The sequence below is a fragment of the Microbacterium alkaliflavum genome (genome assembly GCF_044325405.1).
In the GTDB taxonomy this organism is placed as follows: domain Bacteria; phylum Actinomycetota; class Actinomycetes; order Actinomycetales; family Microbacteriaceae; genus Microbacterium; species Microbacterium alkaliflavum.
Genome location: NZ_JBIQWL010000001.1, coordinates 972,991 through 979,604 on the forward strand (window position 1 = coordinate 972,991; position 6,614 = coordinate 979,604).

Annotated in this window: 6 protein-coding genes; 2 read left to right on the forward strand and 4 right to left on the reverse strand. The window is 70.9% G+C overall.

Annotation, left to right across the window (positions count from 1 at the left end):
• Positions 1 to 68 precede the first annotated feature (68 nt).
• Entirely contained in the window at positions 69 to 1,148 is a 1,080-nt protein-coding gene (locus tag ACH3VR_RS04170) for a Glu/Leu/Phe/Val dehydrogenase family protein (RefSeq protein WP_396639481.1), read from the reverse strand.
• 200 nt (positions 1,149 to 1,348) lie between these two features.
• Between ACH3VR_RS04170 and ACH3VR_RS04175 the strand changes: the two genes are divergently transcribed.
• Together ACH3VR_RS04175 and ACH3VR_RS04180 are read left to right on the forward strand one after the other, a co-directional pair.
• The gene (locus ACH3VR_RS04175; protein ID WP_396639482.1) at positions 1,349 to 2,149 is read left to right on the forward strand and encodes a methyltransferase domain-containing protein; all 801 of its coding nucleotides are present in this window, start codon (positions 1,349 to 1,351) and stop codon (positions 2,147 to 2,149) included.
• Positions 2,150 to 2,214: 65 nt separating this feature from the next.
• On the forward strand, positions 2,215 to 2,691 hold the full coding sequence (locus ACH3VR_RS04180; protein ID WP_396639483.1) for a YbaK/EbsC family protein: 477 nt from the start codon (positions 2,215 to 2,217) through the stop codon (positions 2,689 to 2,691).
• On the opposite strand, the gene ACH3VR_RS04185 is transcribed toward ACH3VR_RS04180, so the two are convergent.
• From ACH3VR_RS04185 to ACH3VR_RS04195, 3 genes are all read right to left on the reverse strand, one after another.
• Positions 2,675 to 4,600, reverse strand: coding sequence for a glycogen debranching N-terminal domain-containing protein (locus ACH3VR_RS04185; protein WP_396639484.1), 1,926 nt, complete (start codon positions 4,598 to 4,600; stop codon positions 2,675 to 2,677). The two genes, ACH3VR_RS04180 and ACH3VR_RS04185, sit on opposite strands and share 17 nt — an antisense overlap.
• Positions 4,597 to 5,508: a carbohydrate ABC transporter permease gene (locus tag ACH3VR_RS04190; RefSeq protein ID WP_396639653.1), complete on the reverse strand. Its 912-nt coding sequence runs from the start codon at positions 5,506 to 5,508 to the stop codon at positions 4,597 to 4,599. The genes ACH3VR_RS04185 and ACH3VR_RS04190 overlap by 4 nt, the downstream gene beginning before the upstream one ends.
• A gap of 2 nt (positions 5,509 to 5,510) precedes the next feature.
• On the reverse strand, positions 5,511 to 6,614 hold a 1,104-nt coding region (locus tag ACH3VR_RS04195), incomplete at its 5' end, for a carbohydrate ABC transporter permease (RefSeq protein WP_396639485.1).

Sequence of the window (6,614 nt, forward strand, 5' to 3'; positions counted from 1 at the left end):
CCGACAGCGAACGCTCGTTGCCCCGGAATGACACCGGGGGCACCGAGCGTCGGTGCTTCGTCGAGCGATCAGGCGAGCGCGTGTGCGCCGTGGTGTGCGCCGTGGGCGAGGCGCTCGGCCGCGAGTCCCTCCGCGGCTTCGAGTGGCGTCACGCCGCGGCTTTCGGCCTCGTCGAAGATGCGCCGCACGGTGTCGCCGATCGCGGCGACGCGGTCCATGATCTGGGCGCGCGTGCCGAGGTGCTTCGCCTCGAGGTCGAGGTAGATGACCCCGCCCGCGTTGACGACGAAGTCGGGGGCGTACAGGATGCCGCGCGCGGCGAGGCGGTCGGCGCCCTCGTGCGAGGCGAGCGGGTTGTTGGCGGGTCCGCACACGGCCTTCGCGTCGAGCGCGTCGATGACGTCGTCGGTGAGGACTCCGCCGATGCCGGCCGGCACGAAGACGTCGGCGGGGATGAGGTGCTCCGTGCCCGCCTCGGCCCAGTCGGCGCCGAGCTCGCGTGCGAGGTCCCGCTTGGCGGGGTTGACGTCCGTCACGGCGAGGCGCGCGCCTTCAGCGGCGAGCCGTACCGCGAGGCGGCTGCCCACCTGGCCGAGGCCCGCGATCGTGACGCGACGGCCTGCGACATCGGCAGACCCCGTCACGCGCTCGAGCGTGGCGCGGAGCGACTCGTAGACACCGAGGCTCGTGGGGCCGGCCGGCTCGCCCGAGCCGCCGACGGCGTCGGGGAGGCCCCCGACGTGCTCGGTGCGCTCGCTCACGACGAGCATGTCCTCCGTCGTGGAGCCGACGTCCTCCGCCGTGCGGTACAGGCCGTGCAGCGACTCGACGGCGTCGCCGAGGTCGAGGAACGCGGCGCGGCGTCGCTCGGCGTCGAGCGTCATGCCGGGCTCCAGGCGGATGACGGACTTCCCGCCGCCCGCGTCGAGGCCGGCGGCGGCGTTCTTGAGGGTCATGGCGGCGGAGAGGCGCAGGGCGTCGCCGAGGGCGTCGCTCCAGTGGTCATAGGTCCACAGGCGGGCGCCGCCGAGGGCGGAGCCGAGCACCGAGGAGTGGAGGGCGACGGCGATGAACAGGCCGCTGCGTCGTCCCGTGATCACCTCCACGCGCTCGTGCAGGAAGTCGGGCAGGGGCAGGTGATGCGACATCGCGATCCTCTTTCGGCGGGCCTTGTGGGCAGTGCTCGGCGGATGACGCGGCTTTGCGGCATCCACTCTCCATTGCACCATCTCATGACGGAGTGTTCAACTCCCCGCCAGGGTGTTGCGCATTCTGCGCAGTGCGGGAGGCTCCTGTGAGGCACCATTTACGCACCGCGCCGAGTGCGGCGGCGGGCTACTGTCGGAACATGCCCGAGCACTACACCCACGGCCACCACGAGAGCGTGCTGCGGTCGCACGAGCGCCGCACCGTCGCGAACTCCGCCGCATACCTCGTGCCGCACCTGCGGTCGGGGCTCCGCGTGCTCGACGTGGGATCGGGGCCCGGCACCATCACCGTCGACCTCGCCGAGCGGGTCGCGCCCGGCGAGGTGACGGGGCTGGATGCCGCCGCCGACGTCGTCGCGAAGGCGACGGTGCTCGCCGCCGACCGGGGCGTCGGCAATGTGGAGTTCGTGACGGGCGACGCCTACGCGCTCGAGGCCGAGCCCGGCACCTACGACATCGTGCACGCGCACCAGGTGCTGCAGCACCTCTCGCGGCCCGTCGAGGCGCTGCGCGAGTTCCGGCGCGTCCTCGCACCCGGGGGCCTCGTCGCGGCGCGCGACGTCGACTACCAAGGGGTCATCTGGTACCCCGAGGTGCCGGGGCTCGACGAGTGGCACGAGGTCTACCTGCGCGTGCACCGACTCGTGTCGGGGGAGCCCGCGGCGGGTCGGCGCCTCAAGGCCTGGGCGCGCGAGGCCGGCTTCGCCGTGGTCGAGCCGTCGGCGTCGTTCTGGCTCTTCGAGTCGCCCGACGCACGCGAATGGTGGGGTGGCTCGTGGGCCGATCGCGCGCTCCACTCGTTGTTCGCCCAGCACGCCGTCGAGCACGGCGTGACCGACCAGGCGGGCCTCGAGCGCATCTCCGCGGGATGGCGCGAGTGGGCGGCCTCCGACGACGGCTGGTTCTTCATGCCGCACGGCGAGATCATCGCGCGCGGCTGAGACGCTGCGCGGCCGAGAACCCGGCCGCGATCGGGCCGGAAGGCGCGCGCCGTTAGGCTGAGCCGGTGACCGCGCACCTCCCCGCCCGCAGCCGCCTCGTCCACGACTCGCTCCGCGATGCGGGCATCACGGGTGAGATCGTCGTGCTTCCGGATGCCGCCTCCACGGCCGTGCTCGCGGCCGAGGCCCTCGGAGTCGAGGTCGGCGCCATCGCGAACAGCCTCGTGTTCTGGTCGGACGACGAGCCGCTCCTCGTCATGACCAGCGGCGCGCACCGCGTCGACACGCGCGCGCTCGCCGAACGGCTCGGCCGGGGCAAGATCCAGCGGGCGACGCCCGAGCAGGTGCGCGAGGCGACCGGCCAGGCGATCGGCGGCGTGGCGCCGACAGGGCATCCGTCGCCGCTGACCACGGTCATCGACCCGGACCTCGCGAACTACCCCGAGATCTGGACGGCGGGCGGCACGCCGCACACCGTCGTTCCGATGACCTACGACGAGCTCATCCGCCTCACCGACGGCACCGTCACGAAGGTCGACTGACCCGCGCGGCGCGCACCGCCTCGGCGCACGTGACCGCCGCCGCCGCCGACCACGCCTGCGGCCGGCACGCCGCCGGATACGGAGTAGGCGTCGCCGTGTCGGTCGCCGGGTCTCCCGAGAAGAGCTCGGGCACCCGGAACGCGAAGCCCTCGGCGGACGCGAGCAGTCCGTCGACGACCTGCAGCGCCTCGTCGTGAAGGCCGGCCCGCGTCATCCCATGCACCGCGATGGCGGTGTCGTGGGGCCACACGCTTCCGCCGTGGTAGCTCAGTGGCCAGTAGCCTGCGGCGCCTGTCGACATGGTGCGGATGCCGAACCCCGACGACATCGACGCGCCGAGCAGCAGAGAGGCGACGTGCGACTCCTCCTCGGGGTCGAGGATGCCGGTGCCGATCAGATGGCCGATGTTGCTCGTGAGCGTGTCGACGGGGCGCTGATCGGCGTCGAGGGCGATGGCGGGGTAGCGGCCCTCGGGTGTCTCGACCCAGAACGCGGATCGGAAGCGCTCGCGCAGGGCCGCACCCCACGACCGCAGGTCGTCGCCGCCCGACTCGCCGAGCGCGTCGAGCAGGTCGGCGCCGCGGCGCGCGGCCTCGTAGGCGTACCCCTGGACTTCGCACAGGGCGATGGGGCCGCGCGCGAGCGTGCCGTCGCGCCACTGGATCGAGTCGCCGGAGTCCTTCCAGCCCTGGTTGGCGAGGCCGTGCCCGGTCTCGTCGATGTAGTCGATGAACCCGTGCCCCGATCCGTCGCCGTAGTCCGTCATCCACGACAGCGCGCGCTGCAGCGACGGCACCAGCGCGGCGACCTCGTCCCGCGGCATCCCCGCATCCAGGGCTTCGGCGAGCAGGCACACCCACAGCAGCGTCGCGTCGACAGTGCCGTAGTAGAGGGGAGGGAGCAGCACGTCCTCGCCGGGCAGCGACAGCGGGGCGCTGCGCAGCTCGTGCGGGATCTTGCCGGGCTGCTGCGCGGTCGCCGCGTCGACGCGGTCGCCCTGCAGCCGCGCGAGGACGCGCAGAGTGGATGCCGCCATCCCCACGTCGACGGGCAGTGCGAGGCGGGCCGCCCACAGCGAGTCGCGCCCGAAGAGGGTGAAGAACCACGGCGCGCCGGCGGCGTAGAACTCGTCCTTGGGGTGATCGGGCAGCGCGAGCCGCAGCGCGTCGAGGTCGCCGAGCGCGCCGTCGAGCCACCGGTCGATCCGGGGATCGCGGGGCGCGTCCGACGTCGGAGCGACGGCGTTCGCCGGGTCGATCACCCCTCGGACGACGAGAGAGGGGTCGTCGAACGAGAGCGACCACGACACCGACACGGCTTCGCCGGCGGCCACGTGCGCGTCCCACATCAGGACGAGCGCGTCGCCGTCGATGCGAGGCTGCGCCTCCGGTGCCGACACCGTGAACGAGTGCGCACCCGAGGTCACGGTGAACGGCGCACCGACGCCGACGGCTCCCGACGCCTGCCACGGGCGAGTGGATGCGGTGCCGGCCTTGACCTCCTGCATCGGGGCGAAATCGGGGACGACACGCAGCAGCAGAGTGGTGTCGATGTCGTGCGCGACGCGGGAGACGAGGGTGATCGTCTCTCCGACCGCGCCGTCGGCCACCTCGCGCTCGCGGAGGAGGCGGACCCTGGGGTCGGGCGACGGGTCGTCGAGCGCGCGGAGCAGCCCGCCGAACACGATCCGAGACGGACCGTCGGGCGACATCGAGATCCACTCCGGAGAAGCGCCGTCGCAGGTGAGGACCGCCTCGCGCACAGGGCGGAGGTCGCCGTGATACATCCCGTGGATGGGCGCGACACCCAGATCGCCGGATGCCGCGGACCACACCTGGGTCGGTGCGCGGAATGCGATCACCGAGTCGTTGAGCAGGGGCTGCAGCGGGTGCGCCGACGGCTCCGTCATCCCTTCACCGCCCCTTCGCTCGTGTTCATGATGCGCTTCTGGAAGATGAAGAACATCACCGCGACGGGGATCGTCATGATGGCGGCCGCCGCGAGCTTGATCGGGAACTGGTTGCCCTGGCTCAACTGGCCCGAGGCGAGCGATGCGACACCCTTGGTCAGCACCGTGAGCGCGGGCGACTGCGTCGACACGATGAAGTGGTTCAGCTCGTTCCATGAGCCCTGGAACGACAGGATGATGATCGTGATGAGCGCGGGCCGCGCCATCGGCAGCACGACCGACCAGAAGAGGCGGAACGAGCCTGCGCCGTCGATCCGCGCCTGCTCCTCGACCGACACCGGGATGGACTCGAAGAAGTTCTTCATGATGAAAACCCCCGCGGCATCCACCAGCAGCGGCAGGATCATGCCGGCGTACGAGTCGTAGATGCCGATCTGGTTCAGGACGAGGAACTTCGGGATCAGCAGCACGACCCCCGGCACGGCCATGACCCCGACGACGACGGCGAAGATCACGCCGCGGCCGCGGAAGTGGAGCCGGGCGAGGGCGTAGCCCGCGAGCGAGACGAAGAACACGCGCCCGAGGGTCACGAAGATCGTCACGATCGCCGAGTTGGCGAACCACAGCGGGAAGTCGCTGCGGTTGAAGAGGAGCTGATAGGCCGCGAACGACCAGACGGTGGGAATGAGCGAGATGGGGTCGGCCGTGGCCTCGGCATCCGTCTTGAACGAGGTCGCCACCTGTACGAGGAACGGATAGATGTAGATGAGCGAGAAGGCGACGAGCACGAGATAGAGCAGCACCTGGCCGCCCACCGATCTCACCGTGAACCGTCGACGGCGGGCCGGCGGGCGTTGCGGTGCCACGACGGCGGTGTCTCCGACCGCCGTCGGGGTGACAGGTGTCATGGTCATGGCGTCGGCTCCTTCGTCCGTTCGGCGGTCCGTGCGGGCGGCACGGTCGGCTGGCCCTTCACCTCGTACTGGCGGATGCGGCGCTTCGACACCGGACGCTCGCGGAGCACCCAGCGCTGGAAGATCGTGAAGACGATGATGATGAGGAACAGGATGAAGGCGATCGCCGAGCCCTGTCCCCACTTCTGGTTCTCGAACGCCGCCTGATACGACAGGTAGGCGGGCGTGAGGGTCGTCTTGGCAGGGCCGCCCTGCGTGCCGGTGTAGATCTGGTCGAACACCTGCCAGCAGCCGATGAGGCCGAGCGTCAGGACCGTGAAGATGGTCGGCCGCAGCTGGGGGAGCGTGATGTACCAGAACCGCTGCCACGCGTTGGCGCCGTCCATCATGCCCGCCTCGCCGAGCTCGCCGCCGATGTTCTGGAGCGCCGCGACGAACAGCAGCATGAAGGTTCCGCTCGTCGTGAAGACCGCCATGAGGATCAGGGCGAACATGGCGAAGGAGGGTCCGGCCCACCACTCCCACCACGAGATGCCGAGGAACTTGTTCTGCACCATCCAGTCGGGGCCGCCGAGTGGACCCAGCCCAAGGGCCGCATGGATGATGCCGCGCGGATCCTGGAACCAGTTGGGTCCGTGGATGCCGATCCACGAGAGCACCTCGTTGACGACCCCCGTCGCGCTGAACAGGAACAGCCACAGGATCGTGATGGCGACCGAGCTCGTCATCGACGGGAAATAGAACGCGGTGCGGAAGAACCCGCGCCCGCGCAGCACGGCCCGGCTCACGAGCACGGCGAGGAAGAGCGAGAGCGCCGTCTGGAGCGGCACGACGAGGACGACGTACCAGGCGTTGTTGCGCAGTGCGATCCCGAAGTTCCGCTCGGTCAGGCCGCCGCCGGTCGTCACCGCGGCGTAGTTCTCCAAACCGACGAACCCGACGCGCGAGGAGAAGGGGCTGCCTCGGCCGCTCCAGTCGGAGAAGCTCACCCACAGCGCCATGAGCACCGGGACGAAGAGGAAGAGCCCGAGGATGATGATCACGGGCGCCGTGAAGATCCATCCGGCCAGCCCCTCGCCGCGCCGGATCCCGGAGGATCC